This is a genomic window from Thioclava sp. ES.031 (assembly GCF_002563775.1).
Classification (GTDB): Bacteria; Pseudomonadota; Alphaproteobacteria; order Rhodobacterales; family Rhodobacteraceae; genus Thioclava.
The window spans coordinates 943,652-968,667 of sequence record NZ_PDJO01000001.1 but is presented as its reverse complement, the minus strand read 5'-3'; the positions used below and the strand labels follow the sequence as shown (position 1 = coordinate 968,667).

17 protein-coding genes are annotated in these 25,016 nt (G+C 64.8%); 5 read left to right on the top strand and 12 right to left on the bottom strand.

Annotated elements, in window-relative coordinates; translation table 11 throughout:
* The first annotated feature begins 107 nt into the window (after positions 1–107).
* On the top strand, positions 108–1,943 hold the full coding sequence (gene ilvD / locus AXZ77_RS04695) for a dihydroxy-acid dehydratase (RefSeq protein ID WP_078519789.1): 1,836 nt from the start codon (positions 108–110) through the stop codon (positions 1,941–1,943).
* A gap of 54 nt (positions 1,944–1,997) precedes the next feature.
* Here ilvD and AXZ77_RS04690 read toward each other — a convergent pair whose 3' ends face one another.
* From AXZ77_RS04690 to AXZ77_RS04635, 12 genes are all read right to left on the bottom strand, one after another.
* Positions 1,998–2,828 (bottom strand): fructosamine kinase family protein, encoded by an 831-nt coding sequence (locus AXZ77_RS04690; protein ID WP_098410246.1) that lies wholly within the window; start codon positions 2,826–2,828, stop codon positions 1,998–2,000.
* 342 nt (positions 2,829–3,170) lie between these two features.
* A complete protein-coding gene (locus AXZ77_RS04685; protein ID WP_098410245.1) occupies positions 3,171–4,886 on the bottom strand; it encodes a thiamine pyrophosphate-dependent enzyme in 1,716 nt (571 codons plus the stop codon).
* Between the two features lies 1 nt (position 4,887).
* A complete protein-coding gene (locus tag AXZ77_RS04680; protein WP_098410244.1) occupies positions 4,888–6,543 on the bottom strand; it encodes an FMN-binding glutamate synthase family protein in 1,656 nt (551 codons plus the stop codon).
* Positions 6,544–6,568: 25 nt separating this feature from the next.
* Complete coding sequence (locus AXZ77_RS04675; protein WP_078519794.1) at positions 6,569–6,754, bottom strand: PLDc N-terminal domain-containing protein; 186 nt, start codon at positions 6,752–6,754, stop codon at positions 6,569–6,571.
* A 172-nt stretch (positions 6,755–6,926) separates the two neighbouring features.
* Positions 6,927–10,013: an efflux RND transporter permease subunit gene (locus AXZ77_RS04670; protein WP_098410243.1), complete on the bottom strand. Its 3,087-nt coding sequence runs from the start codon at positions 10,011–10,013 to the stop codon at positions 6,927–6,929.
* Between the two features lie 7 nt (positions 10,014–10,020).
* On the bottom strand, positions 10,021–11,208 hold the full coding sequence (locus tag AXZ77_RS04665) for an efflux RND transporter periplasmic adaptor subunit (RefSeq protein WP_098410242.1): 1,188 nt from the start codon (positions 11,206–11,208) through the stop codon (positions 10,021–10,023).
* Positions 11,209–11,550: 342 nt separating this feature from the next.
* Positions 11,551–13,518: a bifunctional 2',3'-cyclic-nucleotide 2'-phosphodiesterase/3'-nucleotidase gene (locus AXZ77_RS04660; protein ID WP_098410241.1), complete on the bottom strand. Its 1,968-nt coding sequence runs from the start codon at positions 13,516–13,518 to the stop codon at positions 11,551–11,553.
* A 150-nt stretch (positions 13,519–13,668) separates the two neighbouring features.
* The gene (locus AXZ77_RS04655; protein WP_098410240.1) at positions 13,669–14,682 is read right to left on the bottom strand and encodes an ABC transporter ATP-binding protein; all 1,014 of its coding nucleotides are present in this window, start codon (positions 14,680–14,682) and stop codon (positions 13,669–13,671) included.
* Positions 14,679–15,656 carry an oligopeptide/dipeptide ABC transporter ATP-binding protein gene (locus AXZ77_RS04650; RefSeq protein ID WP_098410239.1) on the bottom strand — a complete coding sequence of 326 codons (978 nt, stop codon included), beginning with the start codon at positions 15,654–15,656 and terminating at the stop codon, positions 14,679–14,681. The genes AXZ77_RS04655 and AXZ77_RS04650 overlap by 4 nt, the downstream gene beginning before the upstream one ends.
* 1 nt (position 15,657) lies before the next feature.
* Positions 15,658–16,560 (bottom strand): ABC transporter permease, encoded by a 903-nt coding sequence (locus AXZ77_RS04645; protein ID WP_255266413.1) that lies wholly within the window; start codon positions 16,558–16,560, stop codon positions 15,658–15,660.
* A 22-nt stretch (positions 16,561–16,582) separates the two neighbouring features.
* Complete coding sequence (oppB, locus tag AXZ77_RS04640) at positions 16,583–17,506, bottom strand: oligopeptide ABC transporter permease OppB (RefSeq protein WP_098410237.1); 924 nt, start codon at positions 17,504–17,506, stop codon at positions 16,583–16,585.
* A 65-nt stretch (positions 17,507–17,571) separates the two neighbouring features.
* Positions 17,572–19,191 carry a peptide ABC transporter substrate-binding protein gene (locus AXZ77_RS04635; protein ID WP_369679768.1) on the bottom strand — a complete coding sequence of 540 codons (1,620 nt, stop codon included), beginning with the start codon at positions 19,189–19,191 and terminating at the stop codon, positions 17,572–17,574.
* A gap of 424 nt (positions 19,192–19,615) precedes the next feature.
* Between AXZ77_RS04635 and AXZ77_RS04630 the strand changes: the two genes are divergently transcribed.
* The 4 genes from AXZ77_RS04630 to AXZ77_RS04615 all read left to right on the top strand — a co-directional run bounded on the left by AXZ77_RS04630 (position 19,616) and on the right by AXZ77_RS04615 (position 24,995).
* The gene (locus AXZ77_RS04630) at positions 19,616–21,058 is read left to right on the top strand and encodes an MFS transporter (RefSeq protein ID WP_098410236.1); all 1,443 of its coding nucleotides are present in this window, start codon (positions 19,616–19,618) and stop codon (positions 21,056–21,058) included.
* A 165-nt stretch (positions 21,059–21,223) separates the two neighbouring features.
* Positions 21,224–22,243, top strand: coding sequence for an aldo/keto reductase (locus tag AXZ77_RS04625; protein ID WP_098410235.1), 1,020 nt, complete (start codon positions 21,224–21,226; stop codon positions 22,241–22,243).
* A 197-nt stretch (positions 22,244–22,440) separates the two neighbouring features.
* The gene (locus AXZ77_RS04620; RefSeq protein ID WP_098410234.1) at positions 22,441–22,812 is read left to right on the top strand and encodes a hypothetical protein; all 372 of its coding nucleotides are present in this window, start codon (positions 22,441–22,443) and stop codon (positions 22,810–22,812) included.
* Complete coding sequence (locus AXZ77_RS04615; protein ID WP_098410233.1) at positions 22,809–24,995, top strand: pyrroloquinoline quinone-dependent dehydrogenase; 2,187 nt, start codon at positions 22,809–22,811, stop codon at positions 24,993–24,995. The genes AXZ77_RS04620 and AXZ77_RS04615 overlap by 4 nt, the downstream gene beginning before the upstream one ends.
* Positions 24,996–25,016 lie beyond the last annotated feature (21 nt).

Here is a 25,016-nt window from a genome sequence, read left to right as displayed (position 1 = left end):
CCTACCCGCGCGATCTCGCCACTGTTCATCGGGCGATCCATGTTATATTCAGGCCCGCGACAGGAAATTGCCCGAGTCCCATCGGGCGCGACAGAAACGGAAAACTTATGGCCTTTTATCGTTCCCGTAGATCCACCCATGGCCGCAACATGGCGGGTGCGCGCGGTCTGTGGCGCGCCACCGGCATGACCGATGACGACTTCGGCAAGCCGATCATCGCGGTCGTGAACTCCTTCACGCAGTTCGTGCCCGGTCACGTCCACCTCAAGGATCTTGGCCAGATGGTCGCGCGCGAGATCGAGAGCGCGGGCGGTGTCGCGAAGGAATTCAACACCATCGCCGTCGATGACGGGATCGCGATGGGCCATGACGGGATGCTCTATTCGCTGCCCTCGCGCGAAGTGATCGCGGACTCCGTGGAATACATGGTCAACGCGCATTGCGCCGATGCGATGGTCTGTATCTCGAACTGCGACAAGATTACCCCCGGCATGATGATGGCCGCGATGCGCCTGAACATCCCGGTGATCTTCGTCTCGGGTGGCCCGATGGAGGCCGGCAAGGAAGGCGCGGAGATCATCGGTCACGACCTCGATCTGGTCGATGCGATGGTGGCTGCGGCCGACGACAAATATTCCGACGAGGACGTGCTGGCGATCGAGAAGGCCGCGTGCCCGACCTGCGGGTCGTGCTCGGGCATGTTCACCGCGAACTCGATGAACTGTCTGGCCGAGGCGCTGGGTCTGGCGCTGCCGGGCAATGGCTCGATGCTGGCGACGCATGCCGACCGCAAAGAGCTGTTCCTCGAAGCAGGCCGCAAGATCGTCGAGATCACGCGCCGCCATTACGAGCTGGAAGACAAGGGCCTGCTGCCGCGCGAAATCGCGACGTTTGAAGCCTTCGAGAACGCGATGAGCCTCGATATCGCGATGGGCGGGTCCACCAACACGGTGCTGCACCTGCTGGCGATCGCGCATGAGGGCAAGGTCGACTTCACGATGGAAGACATCGACCGCCTGTCGCGCAAGGTTCCCGTGTTCTGCAAAGTCGCGCCGGCGAAGCAGGACGTCCACATGGAAGACGTGCACCGCGCGGGCGGCATCATGGGCATCCTTGGCGAGATGAACCGCGCCGGGCTGATCCATCAAGATGTGCGCACCGTGCATTCCGAAACGATGGCCGAGGCGCTGTCGAAATGGGACGTGATGGTCGCCAATGACGACGCGACCGACCAGTTCTACCGCGCCGCCCCGGGCGGCGTGCGTACGACCCAGGCCTTCTCGACCGAGAACCGCTACAAGGAGCTCGACCGCGACCGCGAAAACGGCGTGATCCGCACCGCGGAACATGCCTTCTCGCAGGATGGCGGTCTGGCGGTGCTCTACGGCAATATCGCCGAGCAGGGCTGCATCGTGAAAACCGCAGGTGTCGATGACTCGATCCTGAAATTCTCGGGCCCCGCGAAAGTGTTCGAGAGCCAGGACGACGCGGTGTCGGGCATCCTGACCGGCAAGGTCGTCGAGGGCGAAGTGGTCATCATCCGCTACGAGGGCCCGCGCGGCGGTCCGGGGATGCAGGAAATGCTCTACCCGACCTCCTACCTCAAATCGAAGGGCCTCGGTGCGAAATGCGCGCTGCTGACCGACGGGCGGTTCTCGGGCGGCACTTCGGGGCTCTCGATCGGCCATGTCAGCCCGGAAGCGGAAGAAGGCGGTACGATCGGCCTCGTCGAGACCGGCGACATCATCGAGATCGACATCCCGAACCGCACGATCAACCTCGCCGTGGCCGACAATGTTCTGGCCGCGCGGCGCGAGGCGATGGGGCCGTTGCCGTGGAAACCGGCAGAGCCGCGCAAGCGCGCCGTCTCCACCGCGCTCAAGGCCTATGCGCTGCTGGCCAGCTCGGCGGCGAAGGGCGGCGTGCGCATCCTGCCCGAGTGATCGGCTGACATCATGACTTGAAACGGCCGCCTCTCGGGGCGGCCGTTTTCGTTCTCAAACGCCGCTCCGGTCCAAGAGCCCCGCCACCATCCCGTGATAGCCCGAACCGAACAGGCGCAGATGCACCAGCGCGGGCCAGAGCTGATAGATCGTCCGGCGCGCCTGCCAGCCGGGTTCAAGCGTGCCGTAGCCAGCGGCGAATTCCGGCCCGGGCGCGCCGAAGAGATGGAGCATTGCGAGATCGACCTCGCCGTCGCCGTAATAGCAGGCCGGGTCGATCAGCCCGCTCAGATGCCCCCGATCGGCCAGCACATTCCCCGCCCAGAGATCGCCATGCAGCAAAGACGGGAACGGGCGCGGCGGCAGATGCTCGTCGATCTGCGCGGCGAGCGTTTCGACACGGCGCGCGAGTGGCACGGGCAGTTCGGGCAGCGACGGGCGCAGCCGTGCCTCGGCCCAGAACTCGGGCCATGTCGGGCGCGCTGCGTTCGGGATCGGCACCGGGCCGAAGGCGTAATCGTCGGGCCAGCCGTAGGGCGCCTCTTCCGGTGCCCCCGGCGCACGGTGTTGGCGCAAGAGCGCCTCGCCCAGTTCCAGCCACCCCGCGCCCCGCAGCCCACCGCTCTGCGGCAGGGCTTCCATCACGAGGCAGATCGGAGACGCCGCAATCACCTTCGGCACGCGCGCCCCCGCCTCAGCCAGCGCCAGCAGCATCCTCGCCTCGATATCGGGGTGCGGACCGCCCTTCACGATCACCCGCTCTCCGGTCGGCAGGTCCAGCGCCAGCACCGGGCTCAGGTCGCCGCCCGCCAGCGGCTCGGCCCGTCGCGGCGTGATTTCCAGCAGGCGCGCGGCCTCTGCCAATATCCGCGCCGTTTCGTCCATGTCCCCCTCCTGTTCCCTGTCCTTTGCCCGTTCCTTCGGCACCACAGGCGAATATCCGCTCCGTGCGACAGGATTACGGTTGCGTGACGGGTTCCATCCTGTGCAAATGCCCCTTGTTGCCGTCGATCAGCCTCCCCTTGGCGGGTCAGCCTTCGCGCAGCATAGACATTTGGACGCCTTCGTGCCGAGACAATGCGTGCAGCGCGCTCGGGCCGGGGATTTCGTCCGTTTTGTCCCTCGGGGGACAGCACGAGACCCTGACGGAGATTCCCCACACTCGTCTCCGTCGGGCAGCAGCCGCCGCGAACCCCTTGCGGCGGCTGCGTTTAGCCCCGGCCCCGGTCAGCGCAGAAAATTGTCGCGCATCAGCGAAACCACCTCATCGGCACGCCCGTTGAGCACCGCCTTCACGCCGAAGAGCGCGGTCGAGCCCATCTGTGCCGGTTTGATCTTCGGCGGCATCACCAGCTCCATCCGGTTCACCTTCACATCGAGCAGCGCAGGCCCCGGAGCGGCGAGCCAGTCGCGCACCGCGCCTTCGAGGTCGCTCGCGCTCTCGACCCGCATCCCTTCCATCCCGATCGCCCGCGCCATCGCGCCGAAATCGGGATTGTGCAGCTCGGTGAAGGCGTCGAGCATCCCCTCGACCCGCTGTTCCATCTCCACAAAGCCCAGCGAGGCGTTGTTATAGACCACGAGCTTCACCGGCAGCTTCTCCTGCACCAGCGTCAGCAGATCGCCCATCAGCATGGTCATCCCGCCATCGCCGCACATCGCGATCACCTGACGCTCGGGGTAGGCCTCCTGAATGCCAAGCGCCTGCGGATAGGCATTGGCCATCGTGCCGTGCAGCAGCGAGGTCAGGAAACGCCGCTCGCCATTGGCACTGAGGTGACGCAGCAGCCAGACCATCGGCGAGCCGCCATCTGCGGTGAAGATCGCATCCTTCGCCGCGAACCGGTCGAGCAGCTCGGTCAGGTGCTGCGGGTGGATCAGGCTCGGGTCGGGTTCTTCCGCGCTTTCCAGATACCCCTTGAGATCATCGGCATAGGCTTTCAGCGCCCGGTCGAGATGTCTGCCGGTCTCGCGCGGGGCAAGGCGCGGCAGCAGCGCGTCGATCGTATCGCCGACATCGCCCGCAAGTCCCAGATGGATCGGCGCGCGGCGGCCCAGCCGGGTGGGATCGATGTCGAGCTGCACGATCTTGGCCTTGCCGGGATAGAACTGCGTATAGGCGAAATCGCTGCCCAGACAGAGCAGCAGATCGCAGTCGCCCATCGCCTCCATGCCCGCGCGATTGCCCAGAATCCCGGTCATACCGACATTGTTGGGCATGTCCGGCTCGATGAATTCCTTCGCCCGCGTCGTATGCGCGACCGGGGCCGCGAGCCGCTCCGACAGCGCCCGGATTTGGCCCGCTGCCCCGCGCGCGCCGATACCCGCGTAGATCGTGATCCGTTCGGCCTCGGCGATCATGCCGGCCAACGCGTCGAGATCGGCATCGGAGGGGCGCATCACCGGCTGAGGGCGATGCACCGCCCATTGCAGATCGTCCGTCGACGTCTCGCGGAACATATCGCCATTGACGATGACCACCGCGACGCCGCCCTTGGTCAGCGCCGCCTGCGCCGCCTGCGCGGTGATCCGGCGCGCCTGATCGGGATGGCTGATCCGTTCGCAGAACACCGAAGCCTGTTCGTAGATCTTCTTCTGATCGACCTCCTGCGGGAAGCCCAAGCCCTCCTCCGCGCGCTCGATATTGGAGGCGATCAGCACCACGGGCGCGCCGTTGCGGTGGCTCTCGAAAATGCCGTTCACGAAATGCAGGCTGCCCGGCCCGGTGGTCCCCGCGCAGACCGACAGCTCCCCGGTCATGTAGCTCTCGCCACCCGCCGCGAGCGCGCCGACCTCTTCGTGGCGCACATGGACCCAGCTCAGGTCCGAGCGGCGCACCGCATCGGTGAAATGATTGATCGTGTCGCCCACGATCCCGTAGACGCGCTGCGCCCCCGCCGAAACGAGGGTTTCGGCGATGATGTCAGATACGCTCTTGCTCATGTCAGGCCTCTTTCAAATCGGCTTTGTGATGCAGGCTGGTGCGCTTGGCATCGAGGTCGATGCGCGGCTTGAAGCTGTCGGCATCGGCCGCTTCCCACCAGTCCGCGTAATCGGTACTGCCCGGATCGTCGTTGAGGATATTGGCGGGCAGGAAGGGATAGATCTTGTCGATGGTGCGGGCCTCGCGCACGGCAGTGCGGTGCACGATATGATGCGGCTGCAGCGCGCTCGGATGCTCCAGCCCGGCGGCGGCGACGATGTCGGCAAGCGCCTCCAGCGTCTTGGCATGAAAGCGCGCCGCGCGGGGGCCCTGCACCTCGGGCACGAGGCCACGCTGACGGCTCTTGTCCTGCGTCGTCACCCCGGTCGGGCAGGTCCCCAAGTGGCACCGCTGCGCCTGAATGCAGCCGATCGAGAACATGAAGGCCCGCGCGGCATTGCACCAATCCGCCCCGATCGCGAGGTTCTGTGCCAGCCCATAGCCGGAATAGACCTTGCCGGACGCCGCCAGCCGCACCTTGTCCTTCACGCCCGCGCCGACCAGCGCGTTGCGCATCAGCACCAGCCCGTCGATCAGCGGCATGCCCACATGATCCGACAGCTCCAGCGGCGCCGCCCCGGTACCGCCCTCGGCCCCGTCCACCACGACGAAATCGGGATAGATGCCGGTCTTCTGCATCGCTTTCACGACCGCGAAGGCCTCATGCGGCTGGCCGATGCACAGCTTGATGCCCACCGGTTTGCCACCCGACAGCTCACGCATCCTTGCTGCGAATTCCATCATCTGCGCGGGCGTCGAAAACGCCTTGTGGCCGCGCGGAGACAGGCAGTCCTGATGCGCGGGCACCTTGCGGGTCTCGGCAATCTCCTCGGTGACTTTCGCGGCAGGCAGCAACCCGCCATGGCCGGGTTTCGCGCCTTGGCTCAGCTTGATCTCGGTCATCTTGACCTGATCGCGGCTGGCCTGCTCGGCAAACAGCTCCGGGTCGAAATTCCCCGCATCGTCGCGCGCCCCGAAATAGCCCGAGCCCAGTTCCCAGACGATGTCGCCACCGTGGCTCTGGTGATAGGGCGAGAAGCCTCCTTCGCCCGTGTCGTGGTAGAACCCGCCAAGCTTCGCCCCAAGGTTCAGCGCCTCGACCGCATTGGCCGACAGCGCACCAAAGGACATGGCCGAGATATTGAGCACCGAGGCCGAATAGGGCTTCGCGCATTGGTCGTTGCCGACCGTGATGCGGGGGCTTTTGTCGGGATGTTCGGCGGGTGCGATCGAGTGGTTCACCCATTGGTATTCGGCGCCCGCCACGTCGCGCTCGGTGCCGAAAGGGTGGGTGTCGGTCTCGCCGCGCGCGCGGGCATGGACGAGGTTGCGTGCCTCGTAGGGGTAGGGTTTGCCCTCCAGATCGCCCTCGACGATATAGGCCCGCAGGAAGGGCCGCAGATCATAGGCGAGCCAGCGGATGCGCGCCGCTCCCGGATAGTTGCGCGTGATCGTCCAATCCTTCTGGAAATAGTCGTAGAGGCCAAGCGCCAGAAGCGGCACCGTCACAAGCAAAAGGATCAGCCACCAAGGGCTGATCCAGACGGCCAGCGCGAGCGCCAGCACAGACATCAAGAGCGAGCCGAGGGGGACGATGTTGCGGATGATGCTGTTCATATCGTCGCTCCCGGCTCTGCGTGACTCAGACTGTCGCCTTGGCGCCTTTCGGCCCGACGAGCAGCCAGATGATGAAGCCGATAATCGGCAGGATGACGATCAACAGGATCCACAGCACTTTCTTGCCGGTGGATTCGCCCGAGCCAAGGATCGACACGATGGCCCAGATATCGAGGATGAGGACGACGAGGCCCCCGATCATGCTCAGCATAACTTCACTCCTTTATCGGTTTTTTCCGGCGCTTACCGGCGTTCCTTGGCAGGGAAACTTGCGCCTTCAGCGCTTTGTTCCCCGCTTTCGCCGTTTCAAGCGGAAGTGATTGATCGCCAAGGCGGCCCCGCGCGCAGCGCCGCCGCCTTGGCTTTGGGGGCAGGTCTTGGCCTCAGCGCCCCGGCGTGAGCTTGCGGATCAGGACGTAGAAGGCGGGCACCATGAAGACGCCGATGAAGGTCGCCGCCGCCATGCCGCCCAGCACGCCGATGCCGATCGCGTTCTGCGCCGACGCCCCTGCCCCGGTCGCGATCGCCAGCGGCACCACGCCCAGCATGAAGGCGAGCGAGGTCATCAGGATCGGGCGCAGGCGCAGCCGGGCCGCCTCGATGGTCGCGGGGATCAGCTCCTTGCCCTCGGCCTCCAGGTTCTTGGCGAATTCCACGATCAGGATCGCGTTCTTCGCCGCCAGACCGATCGTCGTGAGGATGCCCACCTTGAAGTAGACGTCATTCGACTGCCCGAAGACCCAGGCCGAGACCAGCGCCCCCAGAACGCCCACCGGCACGGCGAGCATCACCGAGAGCGGGATCGACCAACTCTCGTACAGCGCGGCAAGGCAGAGGAAGACCACCAGCACCGAGAGCGCATAGAGATAGGGCGCCTGATCGCCCGACTGGCGTTCCTGATAGCTCAGCCCCGTCCAGGCGACCGCGTAGCCGCCGGGCAGATCGGAGACCAGCTGCTCCATCGCGTCCATCGCCGCGCCGGAGCTTGCGCTGTCCGAGGCCTGACCCGAGATCTCGATCGCATTGGCCGCGTCATAGCGCGACAATTTCGGCGCGACCGAGACCCATTTCGTCGTCGCGAAGGAGGAGAACGGCACCATCTCGCCCGACGCGTTGCGCGCATACCAAGTGTCGATATCCTCCGGCTGCATCCGGTAGGGCGCGTCCGCCTGCACGATCACCGGGCGCAGATTGCCGTTGAGGTCGAAGTCGTTCACCGATCTGCCGCTGAAGATCACCGAGAGCATCGAATTGAGATTGCTCAGCGTCAGTCCGAAGCTTTCGGCCTTCTGCTGGTCGATATCGAGCTGCAGTGCCGCCTTGTTCTCGTCGCCGCTGACGCGGACATTGGTCAGACGGCTGTCGGATTTCGCTTCGGCCACGAGCTGCTCGCCCGCCTCCTTAAGCGCCGTCGTGCCATTATTCCCCTGATCCACCAGATACATCTGGAAACCCGAGGAGTTGCCGATACCGCGGATCGCGGGCGGTTGCAGGAAGAAGACCTGCCCCGCGCGCAGCCCCGCGAAATGCGCATTGGCCCGGCCCGAGATGGCGGCAGCGGTCTGATCCGCGCCGGTGCGGTCGTCGAAATCCTTCAGCTTGGCGAAGACCATCGCGGTGTTCTGCCCACCGCCGCCAAAGGAAAACCCGAGCGTCGCGAAGACCGAGGCTACGTCGGATTTCTCCTGCGTCAGCAAGTATTGCGTGATCTGGTCGACCACATCCGAGGTCTGCGCCGTGGTCGACCCCTCGGACAGGTTCACCATCGCCATCAGCACGCCCTGATCTTCCTGCGGCAGGAAGGACGAGGGCAGCCGGGTCATCACGCCCCACGCGCCCGCCAAGACCAGCACGAGAACCAGCGCCATCAGGAAAGGTTTACGCACGATACGGGCCACCGCGCTGGCGTAGCCGCCCTGCATCTTCGCGAAGCCCGTGTTGAAGGCGCGCGCAGGCGCAATCGCGCGACCCGTCGAAGGCCGCAGCAGCTTTGCCGCCAGCGCAGGCGTCAGGATCAGCGCAACCACGGCGGACAGCACCATCGCCGTGATGATCGTCACCGAGAACTGTCGGTAGATCACCCCCGTCGAGCCCGGGAAGAAGGCCATCGGCAGGAACACCGCCGACAGCACCAGCGCCACCCCGATCAGCGCGCCGGTGATCTGCGACATGCTCTTCTCGGTGGCTTTGAGGGGGCTGAGCCCCTCCTCCTCCATCACACGCTCGACATTCTCCACCACGACGATCGCGTCATCGACCAGCAGACCGATCGCCAGCACCATCGCGAACATGGTCAGCGTGTTGATCGAATAGCCCGCGACCAGCAGCACCGCGAATGTGCCCAGCAGCACCACGGGAACCGCGACGATCGGGATCAGCGTCGCGCGCCATTTCTGCAAGAAGACGAGGATCACCAGCAGCACCAGCACGATTGCCTCGGCCAGCGTGTGATAGACCTTCTCGATGGAAAGCTGCACGAAGGGCGAGGTGTCGTAGGCGATCTGGAACTTGACGCCTTCGGGCAGCGACGACGACATCCGGTCCAGCGTCGCGCGCACCGAAGACGCGGTATCCACCGCATTCGCGCCGTTCGCGAGGTTCACGCCGAACCCCGCCGCATTCATCCCGTTGAACCTGGAGTTGCTGCCGTAATCCTCCTGCCCGATCTCGATCCGCGCCACGTCGCCCAGATAGACCGCCGAGCCGTCCGCCTCGGTCTTCAGCAGGATCTTCTCGAACTGCTCGACCGAAGTCAGCTGGCTCTGCGCGGTGATGGTCGCGGTGAATTGCTGGCCCTCGGTGGTGGGCAGATCACCGAGAGAGCCGACCGAGACGGTCGTGTTCTGCGCCTGCACCGCCGAGGTCACGTCGGTCGGCGTCAGCTGATATTGTTCGAGCTTATAAGGATCGAGCCAGACCCGCATCGCGTAGCCCGAGCCAAAGACGTTGATCCCGCCCACGCCCGTGGTGCGCTCGATCGCGCCTTTCACTTCGGTGTCCAGAATGTTGCCCAGCTCGACGGTCGAATATTTCCCATCGGTCGAGACCAGCGCGCCGACCATCAGGATATCCGAGGAGGAGCGCGACACGCTCACCCCGGAGGTCTGCACCGCATCGGGCAGCGAATTCTCGACCTTGCGGATCTTGGTCTGCACCTCGTTCTCGGCGTCGATCGGATCGACCGAACCGTCGAAGGTCAGCGTCAGCCGCGACGAGCCCTGATTGGAGGTACTCTCCATGTAGAGCAACCCGTCGAGCCCGGTCAGCGAGTCCTCGATCGGGGTCGTCACCGAGTTCTCGACCGCCTGCGCGGTCGCCCCGGAATAGCTGGCCGAGATGCGGATCGTGGTCGGCGCGACTTCCGGGTATTGCGAAACGGGCAGCCGGGTGATCGCGTAGCCACCGGCGAGCATCGTCACCAGCGCAAGCACGATCGCGAAGACGGGGCGATGGATAAAGAAACGGATCATGTCGGGTTCACTCCGCCTTCGCCGTGTCGGCGGAGCTATCCGTGGCATCCTTCACCACGCCCTGCGCGTTGATCGTCACCGGCACCGTCTTGATCTCGGCCCCGTCGCGCAGGTTCTTCAGCCCGTCGAGGATCACCTGATCGCCGCTCTCGATGCCGTCGGTCACGATCCATGCGTTCTGATAGGTGCCCGCCGTCGTCAGCGTCACCTTCTTCGCCGTGCCATCCGCAGCGATGAAGGCCGAGAGCGACCCGTCCCCTTCCCGAGTCGTCGCGCGCTGCGGCACGAGGATCGCCTGCGTCGTGCCCAAGGTGATCTTCGCGCGCAGGAACTGGCCCGGCAGGATCAGCCGGTTGGGATTGTCGAACTTGAACCGGAAATCAACCGTGCCGGTGGTCGCGGACACCGTCGCACCGGGGCTGACAAGCGTGCCAGTGCCGTCATATTCCGCGCCGGTCTCGAGCAACAGCGAGACCTTCAGCTGATCGCCGCGTTGAAGCGTGCCCTGATCGATGCGCTGGCGCACCCGCATGATCCGCGCGGCGCTTTCCGAGACATCGACATAGATCGGATCGAGCCGCGTCACCGTGGTCAGCGCGTCGGACTGGTTCGCCGTGACCAGCGAGCCCACCGAGACGTTCGCCACATCCGGGTAGCCGTCGATGGGCGAGCGGATCACCGTGCGGTCGAGATTGAGCTGCGCGGTCTGCAGATCGGCCTCGGCACTCAGCGCGGAAGCTTTCGCCTGTGCAAGCGCGACCCTCGCCGTCTCCAGATCGCTCACGGAGATCGAGGTCTTCTCCAGCTTGGTGTAGCGGTCCACCTGCGATTGCGCGGCCTGCACATTGGCGTCGGCGCTCGCCTTCTCGGCCTCGGCTGCGGTCAGCTCCGCCTGATAGGTGTCATCGTCGATGTGAAACAGCGCATCGCCCGTCGCGACCTTGTGGCCCGCCTCGTAGTCGATAGAGGCGATGGTGCCCGCGACACGCGGGCGGATATCGGTCTGCTCATAGGCCACGGCGCGGCCCGGCAGGGTGACGGTATAGGGTACGGATTGCGTCTCGACCTGCATCACGCCGACCTCGGTCGCGCCTTGTGCGCCGCCCGGCATTCCCTGCGCCAGCGCCTGCGCGGCGACCCCGCCCGCAAGCAGCATCCCAAGCGCGGCGCGCCGCGTCATCCGACCAATACACATACTGAAACTCCTGTCCGCAGCCCGGTTTTCCCGGCGTTGTTCCGTTTCTACGATAGGCCCGCGCTGTTCTGTCGCCACTCGCGCGCGGCCGGAAACGCAAAAAACGAATGCTGCGAGCCGTGAAGCCGCGGGAACGGCGGATTGTCTTACTTATTGTTTTAAATGGCAAAATTTTCGTTCGACGCAGCCGCCCGAGATCTCCACGCCGCAATCCCATTGTCAGGTCGCGCCCTTCACGGAGTTCACGTATTCGCGAGATGCAGGCCGCAGACGGCCTCGCGACCGCAGCGCATGAAAAAAGGGGCGCCGGTGGCGCCCCTCTCGATCCCTGTCCGAAGCAGTTCACAGCGTGATGCGATAGAGCGCGAAGCCCCCCTCGCCATCGCCCGCCGGTTCGACATCCAGACCGCGCGATTTGACGTCTTCGAGATAGTCCTGCGCCTTGGGCCCGGTCTCGAACAGCACGGTCGCACCATCCGCCGGCGCGAAGGACCAGTTGGCATCCGCCTTCGGGTTGATCGTGCCCTTGTCGTGGATATAGCGCACGATCACGTCGCGGTTGGTGTCGGGCGCGCGGTAGATCACCGTCGAGCCATCCGCGCCGGGGAAGCTGCCGCCACCCGACGCGCGGTAGTTGTTCGTGGCGATCACGAACTCGGCCTTCGGGTCGATCGGCTTGCCGTCATATTTCAGATCGACGATGCGGTTCGTATCGGCGTTCACCACCGCGCCGTCCTTGTCGAACTTGGCGGGCTGGGTGATGTCGATCTGATAGGTCACCCCGTCGATCACGTCGAAATTGTAGGACGGGAAATCGGGGTTCAGCAGCGTGGCATCCTTCGCGCCCGGCTCGATCTGGTTGAACATGCCCGCGGAGCGCTCCAGCCAGTCCTTCACCTGCGCGCCGGTCACTTTCACCGCCTGCAAGGTGTTCGGATAGAGGTAGAGGTCGGAGACGTTCTTGATTGCCACCGGGCCTTTCGGAACGTCGGTGAAGTAATCCGGGCCGCCGCGCCCGCCCGCCTTGAACGGCGCCGCCGCCGAGAGGAGCGGCAGCTTGCCTTCGGGCGTGCCCTCCAGCAGCTTCTTCACATACCAAAGCTGCGCATTCGAGACGATCTGCACCGACGGATCGTCAGCCACCAGCGCGAAGTAGGAGTAAAGCGGCGCCTCGGTCTCGCCGACCTTCGCGCGGACATATTTCAGCGTCTCTTCGTGCACCTGATCGGTGGCGGCGAGGATCGGCTTGTAATCGGTGGTCAGCGGCGTGATCGAGCGGTCCTCGCCACGCGCGAAGATCGGACGAATTTCCGAGGTATGGGTGTCGATCTTCCACTTGCCGCCGTCGCGGCTCAGCATCAGGTCGATCAGGCCCATATGGTTGCCCCAGAAGCCCGCCTGCACCGCCGGTTTGCCCTGCAGCGTGCCCTTGTCGTTGTCGATGCCGGGGCCGGAGAAATCCTTGCCGGGGAAGTTCAGGTGCTGGTGCCCGGTGATCACCGCGTCGATACCGTCCACGCCCGCGAGGTAGAAGGCCGCGTTCTCCATCCCGTCGCTGTGCGGGCCGTTGTCGATGCCCGTATGGGCGAGCGCCACGATGAGATCGGCGCCCTCTTCCTTGATCTGCGGCACCCAGGCTTTCGCGGCCTCCACGATGTCGCGGGTCTGGTAGTTGCCTTCGAGATGCGCGCGGTCCCATTGCATGATCTGCGGCGGCACGAAGCCGATCACGCCGATGCGGATCGGCATCTTGTTCCCCGCCCCGTCGGTCAGGTCGCGATCGAGGATCAGGTAGGGCGGCAGGTAGAGATCATCCTCACGCGGAGACGCCCCGAGCTTATGGGCGAAGTTCGCGCAGACCATCGGGAAATTCGCGCGGTCGTTCACCTTCTTGAGGAAATCCATCCCGTAGTTGAATTCGTGATTGCCCAGCGTGCCGCAATCGTAGCCCAGCAGGTTCATCCCCGCGATGACCGGGTGGGTGTCGCCCTCTTTCATCCCCTTGGAATAGGCGATGTAATCGGCCATCGGGTTGCCCTGCATGTAGTCGCCATTGTCGAACATCATCGTGTTGGCGGCCTCCGCGCGCACCCCCTGGATGAGCGTCGCGGTGCGCGACAGGCCGACAGTGTCGACGGGCTTGTCGGCGTAATAGTCATAGGGCCGGATGTGGCAGTGAACATCGGTGGTGCACAGAAGGCGCAGGTGGGCCTGCCCTTCGGCGGCGCGCGCAGTGAAGGGATGGACCATCACGAGCCCGCCCGCAGCGGTGGTGGTAATCAGGAAATGGCGACGCGAAATAAGCGACATAAGGGGGATCCTCCGAGACAATTGGCTCCTTGCCGGAGCGCTCTATCCGAGGATCGTAACAGTGCTTTGACCGTCCGGATAAATATCCCGACGTAAGCTCGCACAAATTGGTGTGAGCGGGCGAGGAACCCCCGCCCGCCGCACAAGAATTCAGCTCTCCGAGAGCACCGCCTGCACTTCCGCGGCAGGGCCGGGATGGTGGCAGAAGACCTGCCGTCCGGCGACCTCTTCGGTGGGCGGGGTCGTGGCGCAGATCTCGCTTGCGCGCGGGCAGCGAGTGCGCAGCGGGCAGCCCGATGGCGGGTTGAGCGGGCTCGGCAGATCGCCTTCCAGCGCGATCAGCACCTTGTTGCGCTCGATCTCCGGATCGGGGATCGGCACCGCCGAGAGCAGCGCCTGCGTATAGGGGTGCTGCGGTTCGGCGAAGAGCTTCTCGGTCGCGCCCGCCTCCATCATCTGGCCCAGATAGAGCACCATCACCTCGTCGCAGACATGGCGCACGACGCTGAGGTCATGGGCGATGAAGATGATCGTCAGCCCCAGATCGCGGCGCAGGTCTTCGAGAAGCGCGATCACCTGCGCCTGGATCGAGACATCGAGCGCGGAGACCGGCTCGTCGCAGATCAGGAGCTTCGGCTCCACCACCAGCGCGCGGGCGATGCCGATACGCTGACACTGACCGCCCGAGAACTCGTGCGGGTAGCGGTTGATCTGGTTCGGCAACAGGCCCACCTTCTCCATCACCTCGCGGACCTTCGCCTTGCGCTCCTTGCGGCCCATCTTCGGGCGATGGGTGCGCAGCGGCTCGGCGATGATCTCGCCCACCGTCATGCGCGGGTCGAGCGAGGCCAGCGGATCCTGAAAGATCATCTGGATGTCGGAGCGGTATTTCAGCATCTGGCGCGGCGAGAGCGGCAGCAGATCGGTCTTGCCCTGCCAGATGATCTCGCCCTCGGCGGGCAGCATCTGGATCAGTGCGCGGGCCAGCGTGGACTTGCCACAGCCGGACTCGCCCACGATGCCGAGCGTCTTGCCCTGCTCCAGCTTGAAACTCACGCCATTGACCGCGCGCAGTTTCGGCGGCTCGGTCCAAGGCAGGTCCGAGGCGCGGCGGATGTCGAAGGTGACCCGAACGTCGCGGGCCTCGATCAGCGGGGTCGTCATGCGGCGGCCTCCTCGATCGTTTCAATGGAACGGTGACAGGCGCGGGCGCGGCCCGGCGCAAACTCCGCCAGCGGCGGCATCACGTCGGCGCAGGCCGCTTCGACGAAATCGCAGCGCGGACAGAACGGGCAGCCCTTCGGCGCGCCGGTCATGTTCGGCGGGTTGCCCCGGATCGGGGTCATCGCGCGATCCGCATCCAGACGCGGCAGCGCGGCCAGCAAGCCCTTGGTGTAGGGATGGGTCGGGTTTGCGAACAAGGGATCGACGGGCGACTGCTCCATCACCTGACCGCCATACATGACGATCGCGCGCTCGCAGAAGCCCGCGACCACGCCAAGGTCGTGGGTAATCAGCACCGTGGCCATGCCCAGCTCGCGGCGCAGCTCGCCCAGCAGGTCCATGATCTGCGCCTGCACGGTCACGTCGAGCGCGGTCGTCGGCTCGTCCGCGATCAGCACGTCGGGTTTGCACAGAAGCGCCATCGCGATCATCACGCGCTGGCGCATCCCGCCCGAGAATTCATGCGGGAAGAGGCGCACGCGGTTCTTCGCGTCCGGGATCTTCACCAGTTCGAGCATTTGCGCAGCTTCGGCCACGGCGGCGCGCTTGCTCAGCCCCTTATGCAGCATCAGCACTTCGGCCATCTGGTCCGAGATCCGCATATAGGGGTTGAGCGCGGTCATCGGGTCCTGAAAGACCATCGAGATCCGGTCGGCGCGCAGCTTGTTCAGCTCGGGTTCGGGCAGGTTCAAAATCTCCCGCCCCTCGAATTTCACCGAGCCCGAGGCTTTCCCATTCGCGGCCAGCAGCCCGAGGATCGAAAAGCTGAGCTGCGATTTGCCCGAACCGGACTCGCCGACGATGCCGAGCGCCTCGCCGCGTTCCAATGCGAAGCTGACGCCGTTGACGGCGTGGACCTCGCCCTCCTGCGTTGCGAACCGGACGTTGAGGTCGTTGACTTCCAACAATGGCATATCAGCGCTCCTTCGGGTCGAGCGCATCACGCAGCCCGTCCCCTACGAAATAGAAACCGAACAGGGTGGTGACGAAGAAGAACAGCGGGAAGGCCAGCTGCCACAGCGTGCCGTAGCTCATCGTCCCCGCCCCTTCCGAGATCAGCGCCCCCAGCGAGGTCTGCGGTTCTTGCACGCCGAGCCCGAGGAAGGAGATGAAGCTCTCCGTCAGGATCATCAGCGGCACCAGAAGCGTCGCGAAGACCACCACCACGCCCACGAGGTTGGGCAGGATGTGACGGCGGATGATCGTCGGCGCAGGCACACCGATGGCGCGCGCGGCCTCGACATAGTCGCGGTTCTTCAGGGTCAGTGTCTGCCCCCGCACGATCCGCGCCATCTCCAGCCAGGATATCAACCCGACGCCCACGAACAGCATCCCGATCGAGCGGCCATACATGACCAGCAGCAGGATCAGCACGAACATGTAGGGGATCGCCAGAAGGATATCGACGAGGCGCATCATGAAGCCGTCGACGCGGCCTCCGAAATAGCCCGAGATTGCACCGTAGACCGTGCCCACGGAGACCGCGATCAGCGTGCCGATCACGCCCACCAGCAGCGAGATCTGCGTGCCCTGCACGGTGCGCGCGAACAGGTCGCGGCCCAGATCGTCGGCGCCGAAATAGTGGCCGTTGGCGAAGGACGGCGCGGAGGCCGTCGCATCGCCCATCACGTTGTAATCGATGTCGGAATTGTTCCACGCTGCCAGCAGGTTGCCGAACAGCGCAAAGGCCACGACGAAGGCCAGCAGCCCCAGCCCGAAGATCGCCGCCTTGTTGTTGAAGAACCGCCGGCGCGCATCCGCCCAGAGCGAGCGGCCCGCCACGTCTTCGCGGCTCGTTGCCTCGGCGAGCGAGGTCATTTTGGATTCATCTATGACCATGTCAGTACCGGATTTTCGGGTCGATCCATCCGTAGACGATATCGACGACAAGGTTGAACAGGATGGTCAGCGTGCCCAGCAGGATCGTGATCCCCATCATCACCGCGTAGTCGCGGTTGAGCGCGCTATCCACGAAGCTTTTGCCGATCCCACCGGTGGTGAAATACACGTCCACGATCACCGAGCCGGTGATCATCGAGACAAACGCCGGACCGAGATAGGAGATCACCGGCAGCAGCGCGGGTTTGAGCGCGTGGCGCATGATGATCTTGCGCTTCGGCAGGCCCTTGGCGCGGGCCGTGCGGATGTGGTTCGAGCTCAGCGTCTCCAGCATCGACGAGCGCGTGATCCGCGCGATCGAGGCCATGTAGGAGGTCGAGAGCGCGATCACCGGCATGATCCAGAAGCGCGGATCGTCGAAGCTCCAGCCGCCGCCGGGCAGCCAGTGCAGGGACAGCGTGAAGACCAGCACGAGGATCGGCGCCATCACGAAGTTCGGCAGCACCTGCGCGCCGATGGAGATGCCCACGGCGAGATAGTCGAGCCACGAGTTGCGCTTGATCGCGGCGGTCACGCCAAGGGTGACGCCGACCAGAACGGCGGCGATGAAGCTGAGGAAGCCATAGGTCAGCGTGACCGGGAAGCCCTGCGCGATGATGTCGTTCACCGAGCGGTCCTTATACGAGAACGAAGGCCCGAAATCGAAATGGGCGACCACGTTCCACAGATAGGTCGCGATCTGCTTCCATAGCGGCTGGTCGAGCCCGTATTTCGCGTTGAGATTGGCGAGCACCTCGGGCGGCACGGCACGTTCGGAGGTGAACGGCCCGCCGGGCGCCGTATGCATCAGCAAGAAGCTCGCGATGATGAGCACCAGAAGCGTCGGAATCGCGATGGCGAGACGCTTGAGAATGTAGACGATCATAAGAATGTCCCGAAATAGGTCGGGCGGGCCGATTGCGCGGCCCGCCCGTTATCGTTTCAGCCGGCTTACTTCGCGACCTTGTACATGTTCTTCGCGTACCAGTTCAGCTGGACGTTATCGAACGGGTAGCCCTTGATCTGCGGGTTCAGCAGCATCGGCAGCGAGTAGGCGTAGATCGGCGCCAGCGGCATGTCCTCGGCGAGGATCTTCTCCGCCTTGGTGTAGTCCTCCTGCGGATCGGCCGCCGTCTTCGAGTCCTTCATCAGCTTGTCGTAATCAGCATTCTTCCACTGACCCGAGTTCTGATCCGACCACGAGGTGTTCACGTCGAGATAGGTCGAGGCCTCGTTGTAGTCGGCACACCATGCGGTGCGCGCCACGTCGAAGTCATGCTGACCGTTGAGCTTGTCGAGATAGACCTTCCACTCGTAGTTCTCGAGGGTCGACTTCACGCCGAGCTGCTTCCAGAACTGCTGCACCGCGATCGCGATTTTCTTGTGGTCGGCCGAGGTGTTGTACATGATCCGCAGGTTCAGCGGGTGATCAGGACCGTAGCCGGCTTCCTTCAGAAGCTCCTTGGCTTTGTCCATCCGCTCCTGCTGGGTCATGTCGGCGTAAGCGACGTCCGGCGACTTGAAGTTCGCGGTCGCCCAGTGGGTCCAGGTGTAGGCCGGTTTCTGGCCGCCCTTGAGGATCTTGTCGACGATGATGTCGCGGTTGATCGCATAGGACAGCGCCTTGCGGACCTTCACGTCCTTGAGCGCCTCGGGGCCGTTCGGGCCGACGTTGAAGCGGTAGGCATAGACACAGGAACGCGGCGGAGCGTGGGCCGCATCCGGGTATTCCTTCTTCAGGCGCGGATATTGACCGGCCGGGGTCTGCACGAAGTCCAGTTCGCCCGCCTCGTAGCGCGTCAGCGCCTGGTCGTTATCCTGCATCGGGATGAACTTCAGATCGGTCAGCGTGACGTTCGCGGCATCGTAATAGGCGTCGTTCTTCGTCAGCTCGATCGAGTTGCCGATTTTCCAGCTTTTCAGCTTGTAGGGACCGTTGACGACCATGTTCTCGGGCTTGGTCCAGTCGGACCCGTATTCCTCGACGACCTTCTGCGGCACCGGGAAGGTCGAGGACAGCACCAGCATCTGGCGGAAATAGGGGATCGCGCTGTCGAGCGTCACCTGCAGCGTGTGGTCGTCAAGCGCCTTCACGCCCAGCTCGCTCGGCTTCTTGTCGCCCGCGATCACGTCATGGGCGTTCTTCACCTGCATCAGCTCGATATACCACGAGTATTGCGAGGCGGTCGCCGGATCGGCGAGACGACGCCATGCATAGACGAAGTCCTGCGCGGTGACGGGATCGCCGTTCGACCACTTCTCGTTACGCAGGTGGAAGGTGTAGGTCTTCTTGTCGTCGGACACCTCGTAGCTCGTGGCGAGCGCGGGCACGAGATTACCGTGATCGTCCTGCTGGTAGAGACCTTCGAACATCTGCTGAAGAACGTCGTTGCCGTCCTTCGAGGTGCTCAGATCGGGATCGAGCGTCTTGAGATCGTCCTGCATCCAGTAGGTGAAGGTCTGGTCAGCGGCGAGCTTGGTGCCTTCGGGCACTTTGCTCGACTGAGCGAGAACGGGTGCGGCGCTGCCCAGCATCAGGGCAAAAGCGGAAATCGCGGCAATCGACTTCAAGGGATACCTCCAGTTTTCCGGGGTCCGATCGCGCGCAACGCAGAGGTGAGCGCGGGGCCCCGATTTTTCGTTGATGGGGCATCAAGGGCAGGATCGGGGCGCGGCGCAAGTCTGACGTGACGGTGCTCACACCCATGTGAGAGCGCATTTCTCGGACCTCGGCAAAATCTTTCTGAAACTTGCGCAGCACCCTTGAAATTTGCAACGAACGCCAAGCTCCGTCGCGTGAGCCAAGGCTCTCTCCCGGCCCTCCGCGACCGAATCTCTCCGCCCGCGACACATCCGCTTGCGCGCCTTTCTTTCTATGTATTTTGACACATCTGCAGGCTGTTCCGCGCGGGCTCGCCTTCGGGCGAGCTATTGACCAGCCTCTCCCCCCTGCTAGCTACCCTTGGCGTTACAGCTCCGACAGAACGGACCCCGAATGGCCGAGACCGACCAGAAGACCCCACTTTCGCCCGCACGCCGCTGGGCGGCTGCAGCCGTGCTGCTGCTGGCGAATTTCATGAACCTGATCGACATCACGATCGTCAATGTCGCCCTGCCCTCGATGAAGAACGAGCTGGCGGCCCCGCCGAACCTGATCGAGTGGATCGTCGCGGGCTACACCTTCTCCTTCGCGATCCTGCTGCTGCCGGCGGGACGGATGGGCGACCTGCTGGGGCGGCGCAAGCTGTTCGTGTCGGGCATCGCGCTGTTCACCGCCGCCTCGCTGGTCTGCGGCATCGCGCCGGGGATCGGGACGCTGGTCACCGCGCGCATCGTGCAGGGCGTGGGCGCCGCGATCATGACGCCGCAGACGCTGGCGCTGGTGCCGCGCCTGTTCCCGCCGGAGCAACGCGGCGCGGCCTTCGGCCTTTTCGCGCTGACCGCCGGGCTGGCCTCGGTCGCGGGGCCGATCGTGGGCGGGCTGCTGCTGACCGCCGATATCTACGGGCTGGGCTGGCGTCCGATCTTCCTCGTGAACATTCCGCTGGGCATCGCGGCCTTCATCGCGGCGCTGATGCTGGTCCCCAAGGGTCAGGGCAACCGCAAGCTGGGCATCGACAAGGTGGGCATCGCGATCGCAGCCGTGGCGACGCTGGCGCTTCTGTTCCCGCTCGTGGAAGCCCCGTCGATCGGCTGGCAGGTCTGGATGTATCCGATGGTGATCGCGGCGCCGATCCTCGGCTGGGTCTTCATTCGCTGGCAACGGCATCAGGAAGAACGCAACGCCCCCCAGCTTCTGCCGATGCGGCTGCTGCGCTCGGGCTCGTTCCTGTCGGGCAGCCTTCTGAACGCGGCGCTGTTCACCGCGGTGCCGAGCTATTTCTTCACCATGGCGCTCTATCTTCAGGCGGGTTACGGGCTCACGCCCCTGCAATCGGGGCTGACGACGACGCCCTTCCCGCTGGGCGTGCTGCTGGCTTCGGCCACGACGGGCTGGTTCGGCTCGCGCTGGGTCCGCTGGCGCGTGATGGGCGGCGGCATTCTCATCGCGACGGGCTTCGCGGGGCAGCTCTGGGCGATCTGGACGATGGGCGACGCGATCAGCTGGTGGCGCATGGCGCCGTGGTTCTTCTTTGGCGGCTTCGGCCTGGGCAACACCGTCTCGCCGCTGTTTCAGGTCTCGCTCTCGGCGGCGGATAGCAACGACAGCGGCTCGGCCTCGGGCGCGGTGCAGGCGATCCGGCAGGTCGGCATCTCCTTCGGCATCGCGATCATGGGCGGGATCTTTTTCGGCATGCTGGGCGGCGCGGAGCCGGGCGACCACGAGGCCTATCGCAGTGCGATGATGTCGGCGATCGGCTACGCAATGGTCATCGCGAGCGTGGTGATCCTCACACCGTGGTTCACGCCGATGAAGATCGAGCGCACCGAAGACTGAGCGGGCGGCGCATCCCTGCGCCGCTCCCATCCCTGTCTCGCACGATGACACGATCGTGCACCGCAAGTGTCATGCGACACTCGCCACGCGCGCCGCGCGCCCCATCTACCCAGACCAGAGGGGCCGTCCGAACCTGGCCCCCGACAGATGCGAAAGGAGCGATCCATGCGTTACAGACCTCTCGGCCCCAGCGGCCTCCTCGTCTCGGAACTTTGCCTCGGCACGATGACCTTCGGCGGCTCGGAGGGCATGTGGGGCCAGATCGGCCAGCTGCGTCAGGACGATGCCGACGGCCTTGTGAAAACCGCCGTGGATGCGGGCATCAACTTCATCGACACCGCCAATGTCTATGCGGGCGGCGAAAGCGAGCGCATCCTCGGCCAGAGCCTGCGCAATCTCGGCATCGCGCGCGACGAGGTGGTGATCGCGACCAAGGTGCTCGGCCCGATGGGCGAGGGCATCAACCAGCGCGGCGCCTCGCGTTACCACATCATGGAGCAGTGCAAGCAGAGCCTCGAGCGGCTGCAGCTCGACCATATCGACCTCTACCAGATCCACGGCTTCGACCCGATGACGCCGATCTCGGAGACGCTGGAAGCGCTGACCACGCTCGTGCAGCACGGCCATGTCCGCTATATCGGCCTGTCGAACTGGGCCGCGTGGCAGGTGATGAAGGCAATCGGCATCGCTGAGGCGCGCAAGCTCGCCCCGATCCTCTCGCTGCAGGCCTATTACACGATCGCCGGGCGCGATCTGGAGCGCGAAGTGGTGCCGATGCTGCGCGACACCGACATGGGCCTCATGGTCTGGAGCCCGCTGGCAGGCGGTCTGCTGTCCGGCAAATACGACCGCGACGGCAAGGGCTCCGACGGGCGGCGCGCCAATTTCGACTTCCCGCCGGTCGAGAAGGACCGCGCCCATGACGTGATCGACGCGATGCGCCCGATGGCCGAGAAGCGCGACGCGAGCGTGGCGCAGATCGCGCTGGCATGGCTTCTGCATCAGAAGGTCGTCACCAGCGTCATCGTCGGGGCGAAGCGCAAGGACCAGCTGACCGACAATATCGCCGCGACCGGGATCACCCTCGATGCGGAAGAGCTGGAAACCCTCGACAAGGTCAGCGCCCTGCCCGCCGAATATCCGGGCTGGATGCTGGAGCGTCAGGGCGGCTACCGCCAGCGCTAAACACGCAGCGAACCGATCGGCGCGCCCGGGCGGGTGTTGGCTTGGCCAACCCTGCCTTGGCGCGCCTTTTCATGTCTGCGACCGGGGCCACAATCGGTGCGCCACTACGCAGCGGCCTCAAATCGGTTCACTTTTTCATGGACCTCGAAAGACACAGAGCGCGTTGAGCGGGAAAGCACTTACCAAGGAGAGCTCCTTTGGCACATTCCCGCTCAGCATCACGGCCACGCAGCATCCTGATTGTTCTGGGGGCGCTGGTCGGCGCCGCCATCGCGATCTGGAATTTCGTCACCCCCCTGACCGGCGTGACCGGCACATTCGGCGCGGGGCTGGTGATCGCCTCCTCCGTGTTGATCGCCCTCGCAGGGATCGTGATCCAGCTGACCGAACCGGGAGCGATCCGCACGATCCTGCGCGTCCTCGTCGCGCTCGGTCTGCTGGGCACCGCAGCGGCCGCCTATTTCCTGCATGAATGGTGGCTGATCGCGGCGATGGGCGTCGTGCTGATCGGCCTCATCTACGACATCGCCTCGAGCCGGGGCGCGCGTTCGAAAGGAGCCTACGCATGAACCGCAAGACCGTCTCGCTCGCCTTCGCCCTCGCCTTCTTTGCTGCCGCCGGCTACGCGCAGGACACGACCGCGACCGACAGCACCGCAACCGACAGCGGCACCGCGACCTCTACCGACAGCAGCTCGACCGATACCGGCACTTCGGCGACCACGGACACAGGCACGACGTCCGACACTAGCACCGATCAGCAGGCCGACAATCCCGCGGCCAACGAGAACGCACCGCCCGGCCCCGACGCCAATGCCGATCAGCCCAAGCCGGTCGCAGATAGCGTCGCCCAACCGATGCTCGCCAGCGGTCCGCGTGAGCGCAACGGCACCCCGCTGGTGCCCGAGCAACCCGTCTGGAACAGCTTCCACGGCCAGCTTTCCGCGCAGAAATATTCGCCCCTGACCCAGATCAATCCCGACAATGTGGGCGATCTGGAGAAGGTCTGGCAGGTCCATACCGGCGACGTCTCGGATGGCTCGGGCGACAAGCCCGCGACCGTCTGGTCGGCCACGCCGATCTTCGCCAATGACACGCTCTATATCGGCACGCCCTTCTACCGGGTGCTGGCGCTCGACCCGGCCACGGGCGAGCAGAAATGGGCCTTCGACACGAAATCCAAGCTCGAGGCGCTGACCCAGCCCGCGCTGAAGAACCGCGGCGTCGCCTATTGGCAGGCCGAGAACCCGGTCGCGGGCAAGGTCTGCCAGAAGATCGTCTATATCGGCACGATGGATGCGCAGCTCTTCGCGCTCGACGCCGATACCGGCAAGCCCTGCCCCGATTTCGGCGATGATGGCGTGCTGAACGTGGACAAGTGGAACACGGTCAATGACAGCTTCCCGCTTTCCGTGCTGCAGCCGCCGACGGTTGCGGGCAATCACCTGATCCTCGGCTGGGCCGGGCAGGACTGGGAGTCGGCCGAAGCCCCTCCGGGTGCGGTTTTCTCGGTCGATGCACAGACCGGGGAGCTGCAATGGTCCTTCGAGACCCTGCCCGAGAACATCCGCCGCAAGACCGGCACCGCGAACGTCTGGACCGCGATGTCCGTCGATCCGGGCCTGAACATGGTCTATCTGCCGGTGGCCTCGCCCTCGCCGAACTACTGGGGCGGCAACCGGACCGAGCAGATCCCTTATGCCACCTCGACCACCGCGCTCGATCTCGACACGGGCAAGGTCGTCTGGTCGCGCCAATGGGTGCATCACGACATCTGGGACTATGACATCAACTCGGCGCCGACGCTGATGGACATCACGGTCGACGGCAAGGAAATCCCGGCGCTGATGCAGGGCACGAAGATGGGCTTCCTGTTCGTCGTGAACCGCGAGACCGGCGAGGATGTCTGGCCGATCGAGGAACGTCCGGTGCCGCAAGGCGACGGCACGGTGAAAGGCGAGGTCTATGCCAAGACCCAGCCCTTCCCGACCAAACCCGCGCCGCTTCTCGACCAGTCGAAGAAGCCGGAAGTTTGGGGCATCGCCGATCTCGTCTCGGGCGGGGCCTGCTCGAAGCTGTTCGACAACCTCACCTATGAGGGGATGTACACCCCGCCCACCACCAAGGGCGAAGGCACGCTGGCCTATCCCGACAGTGCGGGCGGCGTGCAATGGGGCGGCGTGGCCTTCGATCCCGACGCGCAGATCGCGGTCGTGAACACGAGCCACATCGTGCAATACATCAAGCTCTGGGAGCGTCAGGACTACGAGCAGAACGCCGGTGGCTCGGGCAACGAGAACGGCTTCTACCCACAGAAAGGCGCACCCTACGGCATGAGCCTCGGCAACGCGCTGAACTCGCTCGGGATGCCGTGCTGGAAACCGCCGTTTGGCGAGCTGGTCGCGATCGACATGCATACCGGCGACGTGAAATGGCGCAAGCCTCTGGGCAGCTCGCAGAAATACGGGTTCTTCATGCCGGAGAGCATGGGCTCGCCCACGATCGGCGGTCCGGCGGTGACCAAGTCGGGGCTGATCTTCATCGGCGCGACGATGGATGCCAAGGCGCGCGCCTATGACATCCAGACCGGCAAGGAGTTGTGGTCCTCGCAGCTCGAAGCTCCGGTCGTCGCGAACCCGGCGATCTACGAGTATAAGGGACGCGAATACGTGGCCTTCATCTCGGGCGGCAACTCGATCCTGAAGCCCACCGTGGGCGATATGGTGGCCGTCTACGCGCTGCCGGAGAACTGATCGCGGCGCGAAAACACATCG

What these genes read in the sequence shown, in the direction of transcription:
- AXZ77_RS04670 (WP_098410243.1), bottom strand. Translation starts at nt 10,013, where the DNA reads ATGATCCGTTTCTTTATCCATCGCCCCGTCTTCGCGATCGTGCTTGCG.
- AXZ77_RS04665 (WP_098410242.1), bottom strand. Translation starts at nt 11,208, where the DNA reads ATGTGTATTGGTCGGATGACGCGGCGCGCCGCGCTTGGGATGCTGCTT.
- AXZ77_RS04675 (WP_078519794.1), bottom strand. Translation starts at nt 6,754, where the DNA reads ATGCTGAGCATGATCGGGGGCCTCGTCGTCCTCATCCTCGATATCTGG.
- AXZ77_RS04680 (WP_098410244.1), bottom strand. Translation starts at nt 6,543, where the DNA reads ATGAACAGCATCATCCGCAACATCGTCCCCCTCGGCTCGCTCTTGATG.
- AXZ77_RS04685 (WP_098410245.1), bottom strand. Translation starts at nt 4,886, where the DNA reads ATGAGCAAGAGCGTATCTGACATCATCGCCGAAACCCTCGTTTCGGCG.
- ilvD (WP_078519789.1), top strand. Translation starts at nt 108, where the DNA reads ATGGCCTTTTATCGTTCCCGTAGATCCACCCATGGCCGCAACATGGCG.
- AXZ77_RS04655 (WP_098410240.1), bottom strand. Translation starts at nt 14,682, where the DNA reads ATGACGACCCCGCTGATCGAGGCCCGCGACGTTCGGGTCACCTTCGAC.
- oppB (WP_098410237.1), bottom strand. Translation starts at nt 17,506, where the DNA reads ATGATCGTCTACATTCTCAAGCGTCTCGCCATCGCGATTCCGACGCTT.
- AXZ77_RS04645 (WP_255266413.1), bottom strand. Translation starts at nt 16,560, where the DNA reads ATGACCTCGCTCGCCGAGGCAACGAGCCGCGAAGACGTGGCGGGCCGC.
- AXZ77_RS04650 (WP_098410239.1), bottom strand. Translation starts at nt 15,656, where the DNA reads ATGCCATTGTTGGAAGTCAACGACCTCAACGTCCGGTTCGCAACGCAG.
- AXZ77_RS04615 (WP_098410233.1), top strand. Translation starts at nt 22,809, where the DNA reads ATGAACCGCAAGACCGTCTCGCTCGCCTTCGCCCTCGCCTTCTTTGCT.
- AXZ77_RS04690 (WP_098410246.1), bottom strand. Translation starts at nt 2,828, where the DNA reads ATGGACGAAACGGCGCGGATATTGGCAGAGGCCGCGCGCCTGCTGGAA.
- AXZ77_RS04630 (WP_098410236.1), top strand. Translation starts at nt 19,616, where the DNA reads ATGGCCGAGACCGACCAGAAGACCCCACTTTCGCCCGCACGCCGCTGG.
- AXZ77_RS04625 (WP_098410235.1), top strand. Translation starts at nt 21,224, where the DNA reads ATGCGTTACAGACCTCTCGGCCCCAGCGGCCTCCTCGTCTCGGAACTT.
- AXZ77_RS04660 (WP_098410241.1), bottom strand. Translation starts at nt 13,518, where the DNA reads ATGTCGCTTATTTCGCGTCGCCATTTCCTGATTACCACCACCGCTGCG.